This window comes from Stutzerimonas kunmingensis (genome assembly GCF_032106285.1).
GTDB lineage: Bacteria > Pseudomonadota > Gammaproteobacteria > Pseudomonadales > Pseudomonadaceae > Stutzerimonas > Stutzerimonas kunmingensis_B.
The window spans coordinates 133,843-155,588 of record NZ_DAMCPO010000010.1; the positions used below are offsets into that span (position 1 = coordinate 133,843).

18 protein-coding genes and 1 tRNA gene (1 of these 19 running past the window's edge) are annotated in these 21,746 nt (G+C 63.8%); 4 read left to right on the forward strand and 15 right to left on the reverse strand.

Features of this window, described 5'->3' with window-relative positions:
• Positions 1-34: transfer RNA gene (locus RT582_RS10440), tRNA-Leu, on the forward strand (it extends 153 nt beyond the left edge of the window).
• A gap of 139 nt (positions 35-173) precedes the next feature.
• Here RT582_RS10440 and RT582_RS10445 read toward each other — a convergent pair.
• From RT582_RS10445 to RT582_RS10495, 11 genes are all read right to left on the reverse strand, one after another.
• The gene (locus tag RT582_RS10445) at positions 174-1,469 is read right to left on the reverse strand and encodes an adenylosuccinate synthase (RefSeq protein WP_023447185.1); all 1,296 of its coding nucleotides are present in this window, start codon (positions 1,467-1,469) and stop codon (positions 174-176) included.
• A gap of 87 nt (positions 1,470-1,556) precedes the next feature.
• Positions 1,557-2,744: an ATP phosphoribosyltransferase regulatory subunit gene (locus RT582_RS10450; RefSeq protein WP_046619199.1), complete on the reverse strand. Its 1,188-nt coding sequence runs from the start codon at positions 2,742-2,744 to the stop codon at positions 1,557-1,559.
• Positions 2,745-3,024: 280 nt separating this feature from the next.
• The gene (hflC, locus tag RT582_RS10455) at positions 3,025-3,891 is read right to left on the reverse strand and encodes a protease modulator HflC (protein WP_003298550.1); all 867 of its coding nucleotides are present in this window, start codon (positions 3,889-3,891) and stop codon (positions 3,025-3,027) included.
• Positions 3,891-5,072, reverse strand: a complete 1,182-nt coding sequence (gene hflK, locus RT582_RS10460) for an FtsH protease activity modulator HflK (protein WP_014819046.1) — start codon at positions 5,070-5,072, stop codon at positions 3,891-3,893. Before hflK ends, hflC begins: the two co-directional genes overlap by 1 nt.
• Positions 5,073-5,170: 98 nt before the next feature.
• Entirely contained in the window at positions 5,171-6,472 is a 1,302-nt protein-coding gene (hflX, locus tag RT582_RS10465; protein WP_023443674.1) for a ribosome rescue GTPase HflX, read from the reverse strand.
• Positions 6,473-6,483: 11 nt separating this feature from the next.
• Positions 6,484-6,738, reverse strand: a complete 255-nt coding sequence (gene hfq / locus RT582_RS10470) for an RNA chaperone Hfq (protein ID WP_003298547.1) — start codon at positions 6,736-6,738, stop codon at positions 6,484-6,486.
• Between the two features lie 93 nt (positions 6,739-6,831).
• Positions 6,832-7,803, reverse strand: coding sequence for a tRNA (adenosine(37)-N6)-dimethylallyltransferase MiaA (miaA, locus tag RT582_RS10475; protein ID WP_046619198.1), 972 nt, complete (start codon positions 7,801-7,803; stop codon positions 6,832-6,834).
• Positions 7,804-7,882: 79 nt separating this feature from the next.
• Positions 7,883-9,760: a DNA mismatch repair endonuclease MutL gene (mutL, locus tag RT582_RS10480; RefSeq protein ID WP_046619195.1), complete on the reverse strand. Its 1,878-nt coding sequence runs from the start codon at positions 9,758-9,760 to the stop codon at positions 7,883-7,885.
• Positions 9,757-11,172 (reverse strand): N-acetylmuramoyl-L-alanine amidase, encoded by a 1,416-nt coding sequence (locus RT582_RS10485; protein ID WP_312966050.1) that lies wholly within the window; start codon positions 11,170-11,172, stop codon positions 9,757-9,759. Before RT582_RS10485 ends, mutL begins: the two co-directional genes overlap by 4 nt.
• A gap of 17 nt (positions 11,173-11,189) precedes the next feature.
• Positions 11,190-11,660 carry a tRNA (adenosine(37)-N6)-threonylcarbamoyltransferase complex ATPase subunit type 1 TsaE gene (tsaE, locus tag RT582_RS10490; protein WP_042928096.1) on the reverse strand — a complete coding sequence of 157 codons (471 nt, stop codon included), beginning with the start codon at positions 11,658-11,660 and terminating at the stop codon, positions 11,190-11,192.
• Entirely contained in the window at positions 11,648-13,138 is a 1,491-nt protein-coding gene (locus tag RT582_RS10495) for an NAD(P)H-hydrate dehydratase (protein WP_313477313.1), read from the reverse strand. The genes tsaE and RT582_RS10495 overlap by 13 nt, the downstream gene beginning before the upstream one ends.
• 69 nt (positions 13,139-13,207) lie before the next feature.
• Between RT582_RS10495 and queG the strand changes: the two genes are divergently transcribed.
• Positions 13,208-14,281: a tRNA epoxyqueuosine(34) reductase QueG gene (queG, locus tag RT582_RS10500; protein WP_313240955.1), complete on the forward strand. Its 1,074-nt coding sequence runs from the start codon at positions 13,208-13,210 to the stop codon at positions 14,279-14,281.
• 21 nt (positions 14,282-14,302) lie between these two features.
• Here the strand turns inward: queG and ftsH are convergent, their stop codons facing one another.
• From ftsH to mpl, 4 genes are all read right to left on the reverse strand, one after another.
• Complete coding sequence (ftsH, locus tag RT582_RS10505) at positions 14,303-16,150, reverse strand: ATP-dependent zinc metalloprotease FtsH (RefSeq protein ID WP_313477314.1); 1,848 nt, start codon at positions 16,148-16,150, stop codon at positions 14,303-14,305.
• 88 nt (positions 16,151-16,238) lie between these two features.
• Positions 16,239-16,529 (reverse strand): YceK/YidQ family lipoprotein, encoded by a 291-nt coding sequence (locus RT582_RS10510; protein WP_102821352.1) that lies wholly within the window; start codon positions 16,527-16,529, stop codon positions 16,239-16,241.
• Between the two features lies 1 nt (position 16,530).
• Positions 16,531-17,160, reverse strand: a complete 630-nt coding sequence (gene ubiX, locus RT582_RS10515) for a flavin prenyltransferase UbiX (RefSeq protein WP_003283088.1) — start codon at positions 17,158-17,160, stop codon at positions 16,531-16,533.
• A 172-nt stretch (positions 17,161-17,332) separates the two neighbouring features.
• Positions 17,333-18,682, reverse strand: coding sequence for a UDP-N-acetylmuramate:L-alanyl-gamma-D-glutamyl-meso-diaminopimelate ligase (mpl, locus tag RT582_RS10520; RefSeq protein ID WP_102821354.1), 1,350 nt, complete (start codon positions 18,680-18,682; stop codon positions 17,333-17,335).
• Between the two features lie 204 nt (positions 18,683-18,886).
• On the opposite strand from mpl, the gene yiaY reads away from it, so the two are divergent.
• On the forward strand, positions 18,887-20,035 hold the full coding sequence (yiaY, locus tag RT582_RS10525; protein WP_313477315.1) for an L-threonine dehydrogenase: 1,149 nt from the start codon (positions 18,887-18,889) through the stop codon (positions 20,033-20,035).
• Between the two features lie 153 nt (positions 20,036-20,188).
• Entirely contained in the window at positions 20,189-21,709 is a 1,521-nt protein-coding gene (exaC, locus tag RT582_RS10530) for an acetaldehyde dehydrogenase ExaC (RefSeq protein WP_313477316.1), read from the forward strand.
• Positions 21,710-21,746: the final 37 nt, after the last annotated feature.

Below are 21,746 nucleotides of genomic sequence, written 5' to 3' on the forward strand. Positions count from 1 at the left end.
CACCGTGGAAGTTCGAGTCTTCTCCTGGGCACCACTCTTCAAGAAAAAACCGAGCCTCTGGCTCGGTTTTTTCGTTTCGGCGAGCAACTGATTGAACTGCCCCTTCCGATAGCCGGCCACGCCAGACAAAAGAAGACCGCCCGAAGGCGGTCTTTTTGTACCTGCAGCCTAGATCAGGCGTAAGGGTGGCGCAGCACAATGGTTTCGTTGCGATCCGGGCCGGTGGAGATGATATCCACCGGCGCCTCGACCAGCTCCTCGAGACGCTTGATGTACGCGCGCGCATTGGCGGGCAGCTCATCAAGGGTCTTCGCACCAACAGTCGACTCGCTCCAGCCCGGCATCTCTTCGTATACCGGCTGCAGGCCGTCATAGCTGTCCGCATCGGTCGGCGCGTCAACCAGAACATCGCCGTTACGATCCTTGTAACCGACACATATGCGGATGGTTTCCAGACCATCGAGCACGTCGAGCTTGGTCAGGCAGATGCCGGATATACTGTTGATCTCGATGGCGCGACGCAGGATCACGGCATCGAACCAGCCGCAGCGCCGCGCACGACCGGTAGTGGAACCAAACTCGTGACCGCGCTCAGCCAGGCGAGCACCGATATCATCGAACAGCTCGGTCGGGAACGGACCGGAACCCACGCGCGTGGTGTATGCCTTGGTGATACCGAGAATGTAATCCAGATACAGCGGACCGAAGCCCGAACCGGTGGCAGTGCCGCCGGCAGTGGTGCTGGAGCTGGTGACGTAGGGATAGGTGCCATGGTCGATGTCCAGCAGCGAGCCCTGCGCGCCCTCGAACATGATGCAGGCGCCCTGCTTGCGCAGCTCGTGCAGGCGGGCGGTGACATCGGTGATCAACGGCTTGAGGATTTCCGCGTAGCCGAGCGCCTCATCTAGGGTCTTCTGGAAATCAACCGGCTCGACCTTGTAGAAGTTCTGCAGCACGAAGTTGTGGTATTCCAGCAGCTCGCGCAGCTTGACCGCGAAGCGCTCCGGGTTGAACAGGTCAGCAATGCGCAGGCCGCGACGCGCAACCTTGTCCTCGTAAGCCGGGCCAATGCCACGACCCGTCGTGCCGATCTTGCCTTCCGAGCGCGAAGCCTCACGCGCCTGATCCAGCGCCACGTGGTACGGCAGGATCAGCGTGCAGGACGGACTGATGCGCAGGCGCTCGCGTACCGGCACGCCCTTTTCTTCCAGCTTGGTGATCTCACGCAGCAGCGCATCGGGAGCGACCACCACGCCGTTGCCGATCAGACACTGCACATTGTCACGCAGGATGCCGGACGGAATCAGGTGCAGCACGGTCTTCTCACCGTCGATGACCAGGGTATGTCCGGCATTGTGGCCGCCCTGGTAACGCACGACCGCAGCCGCCTGATCGGTCAGCAGATCGACGATCTTGCCCTTGCCCTCATCACCCCACTGGGTGCCCAGGACCACGACGTTCTTACCCATAACCCTCTGTCCTCTTCGGCGAAGCATGCCGGTCGCAACCGGCGATAATCGAAACCAGGCCAGCGCCGCAGCGCGGCGCCACAACCATCAGGACGCCAGCGAAGCCACCGTCCAGACACCATCCTTCAATTGCAATTGCCGGTCGCAGCCGAGCTGCGCAGCATCGGCTCGCGACTGCCCATCAAGGGCTTGCACCACGCGCTCACCCTGACGCCGCAGCTGACGGACCGCATCCCACAGACCCGGTTCGCCGTCTTGCGGCGCCCAAACGCCCGACACAGGCGCGGAAAGATCAGCACTGCCCAGACTGACCAGCGTCTTCAGGTCGGTGGAGAAACCCGTCGCCGGGCGTGCGCGACCGAAGTCGGCACCAATGTCGTCATAACGACCACCCTGCGCGATCGGCTGACCGACGCCGGGTACGAACACCGCGAACACCACTCCAGTATGGTAGTGATAGCCACGCAACTCGCCCAAATCGAAATACAGCGGCACATCCGGATAACGCGCCGCCAGCTGATCGGCAATGGCCGTCAGCGTTTCCAGCGCGGCCCGCACCTCGGCGGGCGCAGCCGCCAGCGCCATACACGCCTGATCGAGCACTTCCCGTCCGCCGCAAAGCCGCGCCAGCGCGCGCAGCATGCCGGTCAATGCAGGATCGAGCGCAGCAGTCTGCTCGGCAATCTCATCCATCGCCTTGCGCTGCAGCGCATCGAACAACCGCTGCTCGGCTTCGCCGCTCAATCCGGCAGCCTTGGCCAGACCACGATAGATGCCCACATGCCCGAGATCCATATGCACATCCGGCACCTCGGCAAGCTCGAGCATTTCCAGCATCAGACTGATGACCTCGATATCACTGGCAGCAGACGCATCGCCATACAGCTCAGCCCCCAACTGGATAGGGCTGCGCGAGGTGGAAAGCGCCTGCGGCTTGGCATGCAACACACTACCGGCATAGCACAGGCGACTGGGACCTTCGCGACGCAGGGTATGCGCGTCGACCCGGGCCACTTGTGGCGTGATATCAGCCCGCAGCCCCATCTGGCGACCGGAAAGCGGGTCGATGACCTTGAACGTACGCAGATCCAGATCCTGCCCGGAACCGGTGAGCAACGACTCGAGAAACTCCACGTGCGGGGTGATGACCAGCTCGTAGCCCCAGCACTGGAACAGGTCCAGCACGCGCCGACGCGCCGTTTCGATACGCGCCGCCTCCGGCGGCAGCACCTCTTCGATGCCATCTGGCAAAAGCCAGCGGTCTACCGTTGCCATTCGCGAAATCACCTCTCGTTCCGGTAAGCCCAGACGAAAACCGCGGCAGCAGCCTTAGCCGGCCTTCGGTCGCGTGCAGTTGTATTCGAACCATGGCATCCGAGCCATGCCCTGTGAAGGGATCGGCATGACCGCTGCATGCCTGGGATAGCCTGCGACCTCAAGGGCACAGACGCAAAAAAGCCGGGATTTTCCCGGCTGGCGGATCATAGCAATCTTTTCTCTAACGGTCACCCGACGGCACGGCCGTGCCGCCGGGGAACCTTCATCTCGCCATCAACTAGTTGCTCTTTTCCAGATAACGGAAGAAATCGCTCTTCGGATCGAGCACCAACACGTCTTCCTTGCTGGAGAAGCTCTCGCGATAAGCCTGCAGACTGCGATGGAAGGCATAGAACTCCTGATCCTGACCATACGCCGCGGCATAGATGGCAGCAGCCTGAGCATCGCCATCACCGCGCAGCTCCTCAGCCTCGCGGAACGCCTCGGCCAGCAGGACACGGCGCTGACGATCGGCGTCGGCACGGATACCTTCGGCTAGCTCTTTACCTTTGGCGCGATGCTCACGAGCCTCACGCTCACGCTCAGAGCTCATCCGCTCGAACACGCTGCGATTGACTTCCCGCGGCAGATCAATGCCCTTGACGCGCACATCGACCACTTCGATGCCCAGCTCCTGTTGAGCGGCGCGGTTCAGACTGGTTGTGACCTGAGCCATCAGCTCGTCACGCTGACCGGACACGGACTCGTGCAGCGTGCGCTTACCGAACTGGTCACGCAACGCCGCCTCCAGACGGCGAGCCAGGCGCTCATCGGCAATCTGCTTCATCCCCGAGGTCGCGGTGTAGAAGCGCTCGGCATCATCCACACGCCACTTGGCGTAGGAGTCGACCATCAGCGCTTTCTTTTCCAGGGTCAGGAAGCGGGAAGTCGTGGTATCCAGTGTCAGCAGTCGCGCATCGAATTTGCGCACCGAGTTCACGTACGGAATCTTCATGTGCAGGCCAGGCTTCACATCAGGCTCGACGATGCGACCGAAGCGCAGCAGGACTGCACGCTCGGTCTGCGAGACGATGTAGAAGCTGTTCCACAGAACGATTGCCGCCACAACGCCCACGATCAGGGCGGTAAGGGATTTATTGCTCATCAGCGGCTCTCCCTCGTACGAACTTCACGCGGATCCAGCTCCGGCGGCAGACGGGTGCCCTGGGTAGCCGCGCCCGACGCAACTCCGGCCGGAGCCGGCGTGCTCGCACCACGACTGTTGATCATCTTGTCCAGCGGCAGATAGAGCAGGTTCTGCCCGCTGTCACCACTCACCATGACCTTGCTGGTATTGCTCATGACTTCCTGCATGGTTTCCAGATACAGGCGCTCGCGCGTCACTTCCGGCGCCTTGCGATATTCGGCGACCAGCTTGCTGAAGCGATCCGCCTCACCCTGAGCGCGGGAAATCACCGCGTCGCGGTAACCACTGGCTTCTTCCAGCATGCGCTGGGCCTGGCCGCGGGCTTCGGGAATCACGCCATTGGCGTACGACTCAGCCTGGTTCTTCTCACGCTGCTCGTCTTCACGCGCGCGAATCACGTCATCGAACGCTTCCTGCACCTCACGCGGCGCGGCTGCGCTCTGCAGGTTGACCTGGGTGACGACGATGCCTGTGGCGTAATTGTCGAGAAAACGCTGCAAGCGCTCCTTGACCTCGCCAGCCATCACTTCACGACCTTCAGTCAGCACCTGATCCATGGCGGTCGAACCCACCACATGCCGCACGGCGCTGTCGGTCGCATGTTGCAGGCTTACTTCAGGCTGATCGACATTGAGCACGAATGCCTGAAGATTGCTGATCTTGTACTGAACGGTGAGCGGCACCTCGATGATGTTCTCATCCTCGGTGAGCATCTGCCCCTGCTTGCTGTAAGAACGCTCGCGGGTGACGTTTTCCTGGAACTTGCGATCGATCGGCGGGAAGTAGATGTTCAGGCCCGGCCCGACCGTCTCGTGATACTTGCCGAAGCGCAGCACGACGGCCTGCTCCTGCTCGTCGACGATATAGATCGCATTGAACAGCCAGACGGCCAGCAGCACGACCAGGGCAATCCAAACCAGACCGAAGCCGCCGCGCTTGCCGCTGCCACCGAAATTGCTGCCGCCGCCACGCTTCTTGCCACCGAACATGCCGTTCAGGCTGTCCTGCAGCTTGCGGAAAGCCTCATCGAGATCCGGCGGGCCTTTCTGGTCGCCACCGCCACCACCGCGACGGCCACCGCCACCACTGCCCCAGGGATCCTGGTTGTTCGAGTTGCCACCCGGCTCATTCCAAGCCATAGCGCTCTCCATTCAAATAAAGCTAAAGGCGCGCCCACGGCGCGCCCACCAATGCTACAGAAAGCCCCGAACTACCGGCAAAATTGCCACTAGAGGCTTTATTGCAAAGTGTGTTGCTCGATGAACTCATCCACCCGCAACCCTTCGCGACTGATCAAGCGATTCAATTCGATTCTTGGCAAGCGAACCTCCAGCAGGCTGCCACCCTCGTCATCATGCGTTTCCCGCTGCACCGCGCTGAGCTCGAAGAACTGCGCCCGCAGCCGCCCGAGCCGCTGCGGCAGGCGCAGCGTCCCGACAAACAGATCGTTGCCCAACAGCTCGGCAATGGCCTGGCGCACCAGATCCAGCCCCAATCCATCACGAGCGGACACCCAGACACGCTGCGGCTTGCCATCGGCGTCGCGCTGAATCTGCGGCTCGATGCCCTCCATCAGGTCAACCTTGTTGTAGACCTCGAGCATCGGCAACTCGTTGGCGCCGATCTCACCGAGCACCGCCAGCACCTGCTCGATCTGCTGATCGCGCTCTGGCTCGTGCGCATCGATGACATGCAAGAGAAGATCGGCGTTGCTGGACTCTTCCAGCGTAGCCCTGAAGGACTCCACCAACTTGTGTGGCAGATGACGGATGAAACCCACGGTGTCGGCCAGCACCACCGGCCCGACATCATCCAGCTCAAGCCGCCGCAACGTCGGATCGAGCGTGGCGAACAGCTGATTGGCCGCGTACACATCCGACTCGGTCAGCGCATTGAACAAGGTGGACTTGCCGGCGTTGGTGTAACCAACCAGCGACACGGAGGGTATATCGGCACGACGACGCCCGCGACGGGCCTGCTCGCGCTGACCGCGGACCTTTTCCAGACGCTGCTTGATTTGCCGGATGCGCACACGCAGCAAGCGGCGGTCGGTTTCCAGCTGGGTTTCACCCGGGCCACGCAGACCGATACCGCCCTTCTGTCGCTCAAGGTGAGTCCAGCCGCGAACCAGGCGCGTACTCATGTGCTCAAGCTGGGCCAGTTCGACCTGTAGCTTGCCTTCATGGGTGCGTGCGCGCTGGGCGAAGATATCCAGAATCAGACCGGTACGATCAAGCACGCGACATTCGAGCGCTCGCTCGAGGTTGCGCTCCTGGCTAGGCGTCAGGGTGTGATTGAAGATCACCAACTCGGCCTCGCCATCCTTGACGAGGTCATGCAGCTCCTCGACCTTGCCACTGCCGATCAGGAACTTGGCGGACGGCTGATGCCGGGCGACATTGACGAAGCCAACCGCCTCGGCGCCTGCCGAGCGCGCCAGCTCCTGGAATTCCTGAGGGTCCTCGCGCGCCGCGGGGTCCTGGCCGTCCAGGTGCACCAGGATAGCCCGCTCACCACCACCGGGACGTTCGAAGAACAAAGAAACCTACCTCAGTCGTTGCTCGACTCGGATTGCTCGGCATCACCAGCGGTCGGCAGGCGCACAGGGCGGCCCGGAACGACAGTGGAGATGGCGTGCTTGTAGACCATCTGGCTGACGGTGTTTTTCAGAAGAATGACGAACTGGTCGAAGGATTCGATCTGGCCCTGCAGCTTGATGCCGTTGACCAGATAGATGGAAACCGGGACGCGTTCCTTACGCAGTGTGTTGAGGTAAGGGTCTTGTAGCGAATGCCCTTTTGACATGTGCCGCACTCCTTAGAGGATCTGTTTTCATTAGTGTTCTAAAAGTACAACCGACGATCCACTTGTCTGAGAATAGACGGTCAATTCGCAGTGTCAGCTTAATATGGAGAGCGATTGCAGGTATTTCAATGCGCGCGGCAGATTGTCGCGGGGCAAACTGTCCAGCCAGTGCATCTCCCCCCAACTTCGCAACCAGGTGAACTGCCGTTTGGCCAGTTGCCGGGTTGCGATGATGCCGCGCTCCACCATTTCCTCTCGGGTCGATGATCCGTCCAGATATTCCCAGACCTGACGATAACCAACCGCTCGAATCGACGGCATGCCAAGGTGCAGATCACCCCGATTCCTCAGGGCTTCGACCTCTTCGACAAAGCCCTGTTCAACCATGTGCAGGAAACGTCTCTCGATGCGCTCATGCAGGATGTGGCGTTGTGCGGGGGCGATGCACAGTTGCGCGACAGTATAAGGCAAGACTCCTGAGCCTGGAGCGTCTGCGACGGCTTTTTGCGACCTTTGTCGGGCGCGGTGCTCGCTCATGGTCAAGCCGCTGACGCGATATACCTCTAGCGCGCGTACCAGCCGCTGCGGATCGTTAGGATGAATGCGCGCTGCCGACTCCGGGTCCACCTGGGCCAGCTGATCGTGCAGCACCTGCAACCCTTGCGTCGCGGCCAGCGCCTCGAGTTCGGCACGTAGCAACGGGTCAGCTGCCGGCATATCGGCGAGTCCTTCCTGCAACGCCTTGAAATACAACATGGTGCCGCCAACCAGCAGAGGAATTCGGCCAGCCGCGCTGATCTCGGCCATGGCCGCCAGGGCATCTGCGCTGAACTCTGCAGCCGAATAGCTCTCGGCCGGGTCAAGGATGTCCACCAGACGATGGGGAAACTCGGCCAACACCTCAGCCGACGGCTTCGCCGTGCCGATATCCATGCCGCGATAGACCAGCGCCGAATCGACACTGATCAGCTCGCAGGGCAGCAAGCGCGCCAGCTCCAACGCAAGATCGGTCTTGCCCGACGCAGTGGGGCCCATGAGGAAGATGGCAGGAGGGAGAGCGGACATCAGGAAGCTCGACGGTCTTGGCCGCATAGTTTCCGGCGACAGGCGGCCAGCTGCAAGCACGGTTCGCCGCGAGGATTACTCAGCGACCGCGCAGGAACAGCTTGTCCAGCTCGTCCATGCCGAGCTGCGTCCAGGTCGGACGCCCGTGATTGCACTGCCCGCTGCGCTCGGTATGTTCCATATCGCGCAGCAAGGCGTTCATCTCGGGCACCGTCAGCCGCCGGTTGGCGCGCACTGCGCCATGACACGCCATGGTCGCCAGCAGCTCGTTCAGATGGGCCTGAATACGGTCACTGGTGCCGTACTCAAGCAGATCGGCCAACACGTCGCGGACCAGCCGGGTCGCTTCGGCCTGCTTGAGCAGCGACGGGATCTGTCGAATCGCCAAGGTTTCCGGCCCCAGTCGTTGCAGCTCGAAACCCAGCATCTGAAACCATTGCCCGTGCTCTTCGGCGCAGTCGGCTTCACGCTGACTCAGCGCAATCGACTCAGGCACCAGCAATGGCTGCCCGCGCAAGCCTTCGCTGGCCATGGCGGTTTTCAGTCGCTCATAGGTGATGCGTTCGTGAGCGGCGTGCATGTCAACCAACACCATGCCCTGGGCATTTTCGGCGAGGATGTAGACGCCCTTGAGCTGCGCCAGCGCATACCCCAGCGGCGGCACGTCATCCTGACTCGCCGGCAGTGCCGCGGGACCGCTCTCGGGCAACGGCGTGAAGAACTCGCGATAAGCACCCTGAGCTTCGGCGGTATAGCCGGCCGAAGCTGGCCGTGGCGCCTGATAACCGGCCCCTGCGCCGCGCCAGGGCGACGTATCATCCTGGGGCCGCTCAAGCACGCTGGCCGCCAGACTCATTTCGTTCTGCCCGGCGAACTCGCCAGCGGCCAGCCCGGAAACCTGCGTCATCGGCGTGACGCTGGCCGGTGCCGCGAGCTGATCTTCCGGCCGCACATCCCCCAGCGCACGATGCAGCGTGCCGTAAAGGAAGTCATGCACCATGCGGCTGTCGCGGAAGCGCACTTCATGCTTGGTCGGATGCACGTTGACGTCCACCACCGCCGGGTCGACATTGAGGAACAGCACGAACGTCGGGTGCCGGCCGTTGAATAGCACATCGCGATAGGCCTGGCGTACCGCGTGGGCCACCAGCTTGTCGCGAACCATGCGCCCGTTGACGTAGAAATACTGCAGGTCCGCCTGACTGCGCGAGAAGGTCGGCAGCCCGACCCAGCCCCACAGTCGCAAGCCGTTACGCTCGATCTCGATGGGCAGCGCCTGCTCGAGGAACGCCGGCCCGCATACCGAAGCGACACGACGCGCGCGCGCCGCATCGTCTTCGGCCTGGTGCAGCGCCAGCACGACCTTGCCGTTGTGGCGCAGATGGAAGGCCACGTCGAAATGCGCCAGCGCCAGGCGCTTGATCACTTCCTGCAAGTGATCGAATTCGGTCTTCTCGGTGCGCAGAAACTTGCGTCGCGCCGGCGTATTGAAGAACAGATCGCGCACCTCCACCGAGGTGCCCACTGGATGCGCCGCGGGCTGCACCCGCGCTTCCATTTCACGCCCCTCGGTCTCCACCTGCCAGGCCTCGCTGGCATCGGCGGTGCGTGAAGTCATGGTCAGACGCGAGACGGAACTGATCGAAGCCAGCGCTTCGCCCCGAAAGCCCAGACTCATGACCCGCTCGAGGTCTTCCAGATCACGAATCTTGCTGGTGGCGTGACGCGCCAGGGCCAGCGGCAGATCGTCCGGCGGAATGCCGCAGCCGTCGTCGCGCACTCGCAGCAGCTTGACCCCGCCCTGCTCAATGTCCACATCGATGCGTCGCGCGCCCGAATCCAGACTATTTTCTAGCAGCTCCTTGATCACCGAGGCCGGGCGCTCCACCACCTCGCCGGCGGCAATCTGGTTCGCCAGCCGCGGACTTAGCAGCTGGATGCGCGGCACCTCGCTCATGGCTGCGAGGCCAGCGTGGTGGCGGGAATGTTCAGCGTCTGGCCGATCTTGATCACATCATTGCGCAGATTGTTGGCGCTGCGCAGGGAAGTCAGGCTTACCTGATAGCGCTGGGCGAGCAATGCCAGGCTCTCGCCGGAACGTACGACGTGCTCGCGCGGCGCACTGGCGATCTTGCCGGAATCCCGCAACCAGGCCACATAGGTTCCAGGCGGCGGATTCTCATGAAAGAACTGCCTTACGCCACTGTGGATCGAGCGCGCCAGCGACTGCTGGTGGCTCGCCGTCTGAAGCTTCTTGGCCTCGGACGGGTTCGAGATGAAGCCGGTCTCCACCAGAATCGACGGAATATCCGGCGACTTCAGCACCATGAAGCCCGCCTGCTCGACCCGCCGCTTGTGCAGTGGAGTGATGCGCCCCATGTTGCTCAATACCTTCTGCCCGACATTCAGGCTCGATGACAACGAAGCCGTCATCGACAGGTCCAGCAGCACACCAGCAAGCATCTGATCCTTGTCGCCCAGGCTGACGTTGCCGGCACCGCCAATCAGGTCGGAACGGTTCTCGCTGTCGGCCAGCCAGCGCGCGGTTTCCGAGGTAGCACCGCGGTCGGACAGGGCGAACACTGAGGCACCGTAGGCCGCCGAACGCGGCGCAGCATCGGCATGGATCGAGACGAACAGATCGGCGCCCTTCTTGCGCGCGATCTCGGTACGTTTGCGCAGCGGGATGAAGTAGTCGCCGGTGCGCACCAGCTCGGCTCGAAAACCCTTGTCGGCGTTGATCTGCCGTTGCAGTTCCTTGGAAATCTGCAGTACCACGTGTTTCTCATAGATCTTGCCGGGGCCGATCGCGCCGGGGTCTTCGCCACCATGACCGGCGTCGATGGCGATCACGATGTCGCGCTTGCTGCTCGCCGTAGCCGGCAGCTTCACCGCCGGCAGGGTCGGGGAAACCGGCGCGGCGGGCGTCGCCGGGGTAGCGGTGGCTGGCGGCTGGGTCGCGGCGCGAGCGGATGTCGCCTGATCGAAGAGGTCGACCACCAGACGATGACCGTATTGCTGATTGGGCGCCAGACTGAAGCTCTTCGGCGCTACCGGCGCATGCAGATCGACGACCACGCGAAGCGTGTCGGCATCGTGCTGGCCGGCGCGCAGGGAGGCGACCGGCGTGTTCTTCAACGGCAGCTTGTCGAGTTCGGCCTTGAGCGTCGCGCCGGTCACGTCGATGACCAGCCGATCAGGCGCGGTAAGGGTGAAGATCTTGTGCTCGACCGGGCCGGATAGATCGAACACCAGGCGGGTGTTGTCCGGCGCACGCCACAGGCGCACGCTCTGCACATCGCTGGCGGCATGAAGGTCGGTTGCCATCAGCAACAGCACCAGTCCACCAATCAGGGTGCGAATGCGCATACCCAAACCCATGTTATTCATAGCTCTCCGTCGGTCAGGGCGACACACCAGGCTTCGCCCCGCGCGGTGTGGGGCGACAGGCGCAGCGTACGGCCGGCCTCATGCGGTGCAATGGTAATGTCCATGTCGGCCTTTGGCAAAATGCCGGCCCCGCGCTCCGGCCATTCGATCAGGCACAGCGCATTGCCTTCGAAATAGTCGCGGATGCCGAGGAACTCCAGTTCTTCCGGATCGACCAGACGATACAGGTCGAAGTGGTAAACCTGCACATCGTCCAACTCGTAGGGTTCGACCAATGTGAAGGTCGGACTCTTGACCTTGCCCGCATGACCGAAGCCGCGAATCAGGCCGCGCGACAACGTGGTCTTGCCCGCACCCAGGTCGCCATGCAGATAGATGACGCCACGACCGCCGGTCGCCTCGGCGATGCGTGCGCCCAGCGCGAGCATGGCAGCCTCGTCCGCGGCATACAGATTCACTTCCGGCATGGCGACTGCTCCTCGAGCAACTGACGAACCACGGGAATCAGATCGCTGGCGGCGAGTCCGCGCCCCTGCTCACCCAAGCGCTCGCCAGCGGAGGCGTGTAACCACGCCCCCAGGCAGGCCGCATCGAATGGCGTCAGGTCTTGCGCCAGCAACGCACCGATCACGCCGGCCAACACGTCGCCCAAACCGGCACTGGCCATCGCCGGATGGCCGCGATCACACAGCGCCAGCCGACCATCCGCGGTGGCGATCAGCGTACCGGCGCCTTTGAGCAGTGCCACACAGGCGTAGCGATGGGCCAGCGCACGCGCCGCAGCGGGGCGATCAGCCTGGATTTCAGCTACCGAGCACTGCAGCAGCCGCGCAGCCTCGCCCGGGTGCGGGGTGATCACGCTCGCTGCCGGCAATTCGATGCCGCCAGCCGCCAGCAGGTTCAGCGCATCGGCGTCCCACACCTGCGGCAACTCATGTTGCGCCGCCAGCGACAGCAGGCTGCGTCCCCAGGGCGCCTGCCCCAGGCCCGGGCCGACCACCAGCACATCGGCGCGCTCGACCAGCGCGGTCAGGCTATAGGTCGACTCGACGCCACTGCACATGATTTCCGGGCGTCGTACCAGCGCAGCGGTGACATGTTCCGGACGAGTCGCCAGCGTCACCATGCCCGCGCCGCAGCGCAACGCCGCCTCGGCGCTGAGCAGCGCGGCGCCGCCGGTCCCCAGATCGCCGCCAATGACCAGCACCTGACCGAAGCTGCCCTTGTGCGCCACCGGCGAGCGCGGCGCGACAGGCACCAACGTTGACTGATCCAGGCGTACAGCGTCGCCTGCGACCTGACTGACGATCTGCGGATCGGCCTGCAGATCATCGAATACCAGCGTGCCGACGCGATCCGGGCCGTCCGCGGTGAACAGCCCGAGCTTGAGCCCAATGAAGGTCACACTGAGATCGGCACGCACCGCGTGACCCAGCACCCGCCCACTGTTGGCGCAGAGCCCGGACGGCAGATCAATGGCCAGCACCGGTAGCGCACTGGCATTGATCGCCTCGATCGCTGCGACATATGGCTCGCGCACGTCACCGGCAATGCCGGTGCCCAGTAGCGCATCCACCAGCACGCCCTGCAACATCGCCTCGGCATGCCAGGGCTCGACGACCACACCGCTCGCCCGCGCCTCGGCCAGGGCCTGCGCGGCATCGCCCTGCAAAGCTTGCGGATCGCCCACCGCCAGCACCCGCACCTGCCAGCCGGAGCGCTGCGCCAGCGCCGCAACGATGTAGCCATCGCCCGCGTTATTGCCACGTCCGGCCAGCACGGTGACCGCCCCGGCATCCGGCCAGCGCCGACGCAGCGCACGCCATGCGACATGAGCGGCACGCTGCATCAATTCGAAACCGGAAGTGCCGGCGGCAATCAGGCGCGCATCAAGTTCGCGCACCTGGGCGGCGGTATACAGAGCGACGGGCAGAGAATCGGTCATCGGAGCAGAGATCATCGCGGCGGAATGTCTGGCAGAATTATACGCACCCGCCTGTCATGCCGCTCTCCGATGTCCAGCCTCTCTCTCGACCCCGCCGCCCTCGCCCAATCCATCAAGGAATGGGGGCGTGAGCTCGGCTTCCAGCAGGTGGGGATCACCGATGTCGACCTCGGCGAGCACGAAGCGCATCTGGAGGCCTGGCTGGCAGCCGGGTATCAAGGCGAGATGGACTACATGGCCGCCCACGGCAGCAAGCGTTCGCGGCCGGACGAACTGGTGCCGGGCACGCTCAGGGTGATCTCGCTGCGCATGGACTACCTGCCCGGCGACACGCGCATGACGCAGCAGCTCGCAAGTCCGGAGAAGGCCTATGTGTCACGCTATGCGCTGGGCCGCGATTACCACAAGCTGATCCGCAAACGCATCCAGCAGCTCGCCGAGCGCATTCAGCAGATGGTCGGCCCGTTCGGCTTTCGCGCCTTCGTCGACAGCGCGCCGGTGCTGGAGAAGGCCGCCGGGCAGCAGGCCGGGCTCGGCTGGATCGGCAAGAACACCCTGCTGCTCAACCGCAAGGCCGGCAGCTGGTTCTTTCTCGGCGAACTGTTCGTCGATATCGCGCTGCCGGTCGACGAACCGACGACTCGCGATCACTGCGGCAGCTGCCACGCCTGCCTGGACGTCTGCCCCACCGATGCCTTCGTCGGCGAGCGGCTACTCGATGCGCGACGCTGCATTTCCTATCTCACCATCGAGCTGAAAGGCGCGATCCCCGTCGAGCTGCGCGACAAGATCGGCAACCGCGTATTCGGATGCGACGATTGCCAGATCGTCTGTCCGTGGAACCGATTCGCCCGCCCCACCGAGCAGAGTGACTTTCAACCACGCCATAGCCTGGACAACGCCGAGCTGGCGACCCTGTTCCGCTGGACGGAAGAGGAGTTTCTCAGCCGCACCGAGGGTTCGCCGCTACGCCGCGCTGGTTACCAGCGCTGGCTGCGCAACCTGGCGGTCGGTCTGGGCAACGCGCCGTCAAGCATCCCGGTGCTGGAAGCGCTCCAGGCGCGCCGCGACGACCCCTCGGAGCTGGTACGCGAGCATGTCGAGTGGGCGCTGGCGCAACATGCCCAGCGCCAGGCCGACTGACTCGCCAGCCCTGAGGCCGCATCAGGCCTGAGGGGGTGCCTGTACCGGATCGCTGGCTGGAGCCGCGCTGAGCTCACGCAGCTCATCGGCATCCAGCGTCTCCTGCTGCAGCAAACGACGCGCGCAGCGCTCAAGCAGTTCATGCCGCTCCTCGAGCAATCCCAGGCTGCGCTGGAATGCAGACTGCACCAGCTCCTGCACTTCCTCGTCGATCGCCGTGGCGGTGCTCTCGGCATAATCATGTTGCGGCTTGAGGCCGAGCATCGCCTCGTTGCCAAGGAAGGAGTTCGGCTCACGCTCCAGCGCCAGATGCCCGAGACGCTTGGACATGCCGTAACGGGTGACCATGGCCCGGGCAATGTCGGTGACCTTGGCCAGATCGTCCGCGGCGCCGGTGGACAGATGGGAAAACACCAGCCATTCGGCGGCGCGTCCGCCGAGCAGCACGGCCATCTTGTTCTCCAGCTCGTCGCGGGTCATCAGGAAGCGGTCCTCGATCGGTCGCTGGATGGTGTAACCCAGCGCGCCCATGCCGCGCGGAATGATCGACACCTTGTGCACCGGATCGACCCCCGGCAGCGCCATGGCCACTAGCGCATGGCCCATCTCGTGATAGGCGACGATCTCGCGTTCGCGCGGGTTGAGCAGGCGGTTGCGCTTCTCCAGCCCGGCGATGATCCGCTCGATGGCCGCGGTGAAGTCTTCCATGGCCACCGCTTCGGCATTGCGCCGGGTCGCCAGCAGCGTCGCCTCATTGACCAGATTGGCCAGATCGGCACCGGTAAAGCCCGGCGTCAGCGCGGCGATGGCCTGCGGGTCGACATCGATACCCAGACGCGACTTCTTCAGGTGCACATTGAGAATCTGCACCCGCCCGACCTTGTCCGGCCGATCGACCAGCACCTGGCGGTCGAAACGGCCGGCGCGGAGCAGGGCCGGGTCGAGAATTTCCGGGCGGTTGGTGGCCGCCAGCAGAACCAAGCCGCTGGAGGTATCGAAGCCGTCCATCTCCACCAGCAGCTGGTTGAGCGTCTGCTCCTTCTCGTCATGCCCGCCGGACAATGGTCCGGCGCCGCGGGCGCGGCCGAGGGCATCCAGTTCGTCGATGAAGATGATCGCTGGCGCCTGGGCCCGCGCCTGTTCGAACAGATCACGCACCCGCGCGGCACCGACGCCGACGAACATCTCGACGAACTCGGAGCCGGAAATGGAGAAGAACGGCACTTTTGCCTCGCCGGCCACGGCCCGCGCCAGCAGCGTCTTGCCTGTGCCCGGGGGCCCGACCAGCAGCACGCCTTTCGGCATGCGCCCGCCGAGACGACCGTACGTCTGCGGGTCGCGGAGGAACTCGATGATCTCCTTGAGCTCGTCCTTGGCCTCGTCGACCCCGGCGACATCGGCGAAGCTCACCTTCATGTCGGTCTCGACGTAGACACGCGCCTTGCTCTTGCCGATCTGCATCATGCCGCCGCCGCCCAGGCCGCTGCCGATGCGCTTGAGCAGGAACAGCCAGATGCCGAAGAAGAGCATGGCCGGCACGATCCACGACAGCAGGTCACGCACCAGCGTGCTTTCCACCTTACCGGTGTAGCGCACCGGGTACTGCTGCAGATGCTCGGCCAGCTGCGGTTCGACGCGATTGCTGATGAACCGCCGCTGACCGCTGGCCAGCGGCTCCTTGAGCAGGCCCTCGATGCGTCGCTCGGTGATCGCCAGCTCTTCGACGCGGCCCTCCTTGAGGTGCTGCTCGAACTCGCTGTAGGGGATGGTCGCCACCTCCTGCTGGATCGACAGCAGGTACTGCAGGCCGAGAAACACCAGAATGGCGATCATCCAGTAATTCATGTGGAACTGAGTTCGGTCTTTCACACCTGTTCTCCTTGTGCCGCAGACGGGGAAATTATGCCTGCTGCACGGGAGGCCAGCCTGAACCCAGATCAGTAATAAGGCGCGCCGCTCAAAGACCGCCGCGCACGCCGAGGCCGACACCCAACTCCGCCGCCACGGCGAAGGGCAGCAGCAGCGTATCCACCAGGGCGCTGGCGGGCAGATCCAGCGCGGCATATTTCGGCGGCATGGCACCGAATCGATCCACGGGGCAGCAGCCGCCGTTGAGGCTGTACCAGTCCAGGCGCGTGCCGGAATAAATGATAGGCGCGCCGGGCTTGGCGGCGTCCAACGTGCGCACGCTGGCACAGCCGCCGAGCAGGCTCAGCGTCGCCAGGACCAGCAGCGCTCGGCCGAGCATGTCAGTCGTCGCTGACGATATGGTGCTCACCCCAGCGCGGCAGCATGTCCTGCGGGATGTTGAGCAGATTGAGGATGCGCGCGACGACGAAATCGACCAGGTCGTCGATGGTCTGCGGCTGGTGATAGAAGCCCGGCGAGGCCGGCAGGATGGTCACGCCGAGATTGGACAGTTTGAGCATGTTTTCCAGGTGGATGCTCGAATACGGCGCTTCACGCGGGACCAGAATCAGCTGGCGGCGCTCCTTGAGCGTGACGTCGGCGGCACGCTCGATCAGGTTGTTGCAGGCGCCGGTAGCAATTGCCGACAGCGTGCCAGTGGAGCAAGGCACCACCACCATGGAGGTCGGTGCACCGGAGCCGGACGCGGGTGGTGCCATCCAGTCCTCCTTGGCGAACACGCGAATCTGCCCGGCGGCGGCCCCGGTGTATTCGGAGAGGAAGGCCTGCATCGCCTGCGGCTTGGCCGGCAGCACCACGTCGGTTTCGGTAGCCATTACCAGCTGCGCGGCCTTGGAGATCAGGAAATGCACCTCGCGGTCTTCCTGGATCAGGCAGTCGAGCAGGCGCAAACCATACTGCGCGCCGGATGCGCCAGTCATGGCCAGGGTAATGCGTTCCGGTCCGCTCATATATCTGCTCCCTTTGTAGCCGCTTGGTCGTGTTCGGGTGGGCTGAAGCGGAACGCCGCCCGACCCACCCTACTTGCTGATGCGATCCGCGTGGAAATGCCTTCGGCGATTTCCACCCTGCCCACGGTCATCGTCGGGTGGAAAACCGCGAAGCGTTTTCCACCTTGAGCAGTCAGCTCAACGCCTCGGCCAGCTTGTTGTGCAACCCACCAAAACCACCGTTGCTCATCACCACCACCTGGGTGCCCGGTGCGGCATCGGCTTTGACCTTGGCAATGATCGCCTCCAGCGAGTCGCACACCGTAGTCTCCACCGGCGAGCCGGCAACGGTCGCGGCCAGGTCCCAGCCAAGGTTGGCCGGCGCGTACCAGATCGCCTGGTCGGCCAGCGCCACCGACTCGGCCAGACCCTCGCGGTGCGCGCCGAGCTTCATCGAGTTCGAGCGCGGTTCGACCACGGCGATGATCGGCGTATCGCCAACCTGTTTGCGCAGCCCGTCGAGGGTGGTCGCGATAGCCGTGGGGTGATGGGCGAAGTCGTCATAGATGGTTACGCCGTTGACCTCGGCGACCTTCTCCATGCGTCGCTTGACGCTACGGAATTCGCTCAGCGCCTCGGCGCCCTGCTTTGGCAGCACGCCGACATGCCGTGCCGCCGCCAGCGTGGCCAGCGCGTTGTTGACGTTGTGCTGTCCGGTCAGCGCCCATTCCACCACGCCTTGTACGGCGCCATCGAAGATCACCTCAAAACGCGAACCGTCGGCGCTGAGCAGCTTGGCCTGCCACTCGCCGCCGTCACCGGTGGTCTGCACTGGCGTCCAGCAACCCATGCCGATCACGCGCTTGAGCGCGGTCTCCGACTCGGGATGGATGACCAGCCCTTCGCTCGGCACGGTACGCACAAGATGGTGAAACTGCCGCTCGATAGCCGCGAGATCCGGAAAAATGTCCGCGTGATCGAATTCGAGATTGTTCAGGATTGCCGTGCGCGGGCGGTAATGGACGAATTTGCTGCGCTTGTCGAAGAAGGCACTGTCGTACTCGTCGGCCTCGACTACGAAGAACGGAGTGCCACCCAGGCGCGCGGAGATGCCGAAGTTCTGCGGAACCCCACCGATGAGGAACCCCGGGCTCATGCCCGCGTGCTCCAGTACCCAGGCGAGCATGCTGCTGGTGGTGGTCTTGCCATGGGTGCCAGCCGCGGCTAGGACCCAGCGCCCCTGCAGCACATGATCGGCCAGCCACTGCGGGCCGGAGACATAGGGCAGACCCTTGTTCAGCACGTACTCCACGGCAGGGTTGCCACGCGACAGCGCATTGCCGATCACCACCAGATCCGGCGACGGCTCGAGCTGGCTCGGCTCGTAGCCCTGGGTCAACTCGATGCCCTGCGCTTCGAGCTGGGTGCTCATCGGTGGATAGACGTTGGCGTCGGAGCCGGTGACGCGATGCCCGAGCTCCTTGGCCAGCACCGCAAGCGACCCCATGAAGGTGCCGCAGATGCCGAGAATATGGATATGCATGGATGCCCTCAAAACCGGTGAGACCCACTGAAAACTGCGGCGCAGGTTAGCACAGCAGGCCATCCCAGCCGACCAGGCGCCGTTAGTCAGACGCAGGGCCGAAACGCGACTGATCGGTCACCTTCTTGAGCCAGATCATTTCGCCCCCCGGTCCAGATGCGATGCTGCAAGTACCACTTTCAGACAATCACAAGGGAATTCTCCATGAGCAGCACCTTCTTCATCCCCGCAGTGAACATGATGGGCGCCGGTAGCCTCGATGAGGCGATGGTCGCTATCGCCAACTATGGCTTTCGCAAAGCGCTGATCGTCACCGACGTTGGACTGGCACGCGCTGGAGTCGCCGAAAAGGTTGCCGCGCTGCTGGCCACCCAGGACATCCAATCGGTCGTATTCGATGGCGCCCAACCCAACCCAACCGTCGGCAACGTTGAAAAGGGCCTGGCCCAGCTACGCGACAGCGCTTGCGATTTCATCATCTCCCTCGGCGGTGGCTCGCCCCATGACTGCGCCAAGGGCATCGCCCTGTGCGCGACCAATGGCGGACAGATCGCCGACTACGAGGGCGTGGACCGCTCGGCCAAACCACAAATGCCACTGGTAGCGATCAATACCACCGCCGGCACCGCCAGCGAGATGACGCGCTTTTGCATCATCACCGACGAAACCCGTCACGTGAAAATGGCCATCGTCGACCGCAACGTCACACCGCTGCTGTCGGTGAACGACCCGGCACTGATGGTCGCAATGCCCAAGGGACTGACCGCAGCCACCGGGATGGATGCGCTCACCCACGCGGTTGAGGCCTATGTCTCGACCGCCGCCACACCCATCACCGACGCCTGCGCGCTCAAGGCCATCGAGCTGATCTCGATAAATCTGCGTACCGCCGTCGAGAACGGCAGCGACATGCCCGCCCGGGAAAACATGGCCTACGCACAGTTCCTCGCCGGGATGGCGTTCAACAACGCCTCGCTGGGCTACGTGCACGCCATGGCTCACCAGCTCGGCGGCTTCTACGATCTGCCGCACGGCGTCTGCAACGCCGTACTGCTGCCCCACGTGGAGAGCTACAACGCCAGCGTCTGCCCCGAACGCCTGCGCGACGTTGCAACCGCGATGGGCGTGGAGACCCGCGGACTTGACGCCGCGCAGGGTGCCGAAGCCGCACTCGTGGCAATCCGTACCCTGTCGCAGGCAATCGGCATTCCGGGCGGCCTGGCCGAGCTTGGCGCCAAGGCCGATGACATCCCGACGCTGGCCGCCAACGCCATGAACGATGCCTGCGGCCTGACCAACCCGCGCCGCGCCACGCAAGAGGAAATCGAAGCGATCTTCCATAGCGCCCTCTGAGCCCCTGGGCCGGGGCTTCTGCCCCGGCCCGACCGCGCGGCAGCGCTCGCTCTGCCGCCACGAAAAGCGCCCCTGGCCACCGCGACAGTATTCAAGTCGTGATCTACGCTTTATGCAGCGAATCTCCATCCAAGAACAAATTGGAGCCCCCCCATGATCTACACACCTCCCGGCACCGAAGGTGCCCTCGTTACCCTCAAGGCCCGCTACGGCAACTTCATCAATGGCGAGTTCGTCGAACCCGTCAACGGGCAGTATTTCACCAACCTGTCTCCGGTTAACGGACAGCCGATTGCCGAATTCCCCCGCTCCGACGCCGCCGACATCGAAAAGGCCCTGGACGCCGCCCATGCCGCTGCCGACGCCTGGGGCAAGACCAGCGTGCAGGCGCGCTCGCTGATCCTGTTGCAGATCGCCGACCGCATCGAGCAGAACCTGGAGATGCTCGCCGTCACCGAAACCTGGGACAACGGCAAGGCGGTGCGCGAGACGCTGAACGCGGATATCCCGCTGGCCGCCGACCACTTCCGCTACTTCGCCGGCTGCATCCGTGCCCAGGAAGGCACCAGCGCCGAGATCGACGAACACACCGCGGCCTACCATTTCCACGAGCCGCTGGGCGTGGTCGGGCAGATCATCCCGTGGAACTTCCCGATCCTGATGGCCGCCTGGAAACTCGCCCCGGCACTGGCGGCAGGCAACTGCGTGGTGCTGAAACCGGCCGAGCAGACCCCTCTAGGTATCGCAGTGCTGATGGAAGTCATCGGCGACTTGCTGCCTCCGGGCGTGCTCAACGTCGTGCAGGGCTACGGTCGTGAAGCCGGCGAGGCCCTGGCCTCGAGCAAGCGCATCGCCAAGATCGCTTTCACCGGCTCCACCCCGGTGGGCTCGCACATCATGAAGCGCGCCGCGGAAAGCATCATCCCGAGCACCGTGGAACTGGGCGGCAAGAGCCCGAACATCTACTTCGAAGACATCATGCAGGCCGAACCGACCTTCATCGAGAAGGCCGCCGAAGGCCTGGTGCTGGGCTTCTTCAACCAGGGCGAGGTGTGCACCTGCCCATCCCGCGCGCTGGTGCAGGAATCCATCTACGCCCCCTTCATGGAAGCGGTGATGAAGAAGGTCGCGCAGATCAAGCGCGGCGACCCGCTGGATACGGAAACCATGGTCGGCGCCCAGGCCAGCCAGCAGCAGTTCGACAAGATCATGTCCTACCTGGAAATCGCCAAAGGGGAAGGCGCGGAAGTGCTCACCGGCGGCGCAGCGGAGAAACTCGAAGGCTCGCTCGCCACCGGTTATTACATCCAGCCGACCCTGCTCAAGGGCACCAACGAGATGCGCGTGTTCCAGGAAGAGATCTTTGGCCCGGTGATCGGTGTCACCACCTTCAAGGACGAGGCCGAGGCGCTGGCCATCGCCAACGACACCGAATATGGCCTCGGCGCCGGCGTCTGGACCCGCGACATCAACCGCGCCTACCGCATGGGCCGGGCGATCAAGGCCGGGCGTGTGTGGACCAACTGCTACCACCTCTATCCGGCCCATGCCGCGTTCGGTGGTTACAAGAAGTCCGGCGTAGGTCGCGAAACCCACAAGATGATCCTCGACAGCTACCAGCAGACCAAGAACCTGCTGATCAGCTACGACATCAACCCACTGGGCTTCTTCTGATGGATCAGCACGGGTGGCACACGCCGCCCGTGCCTTG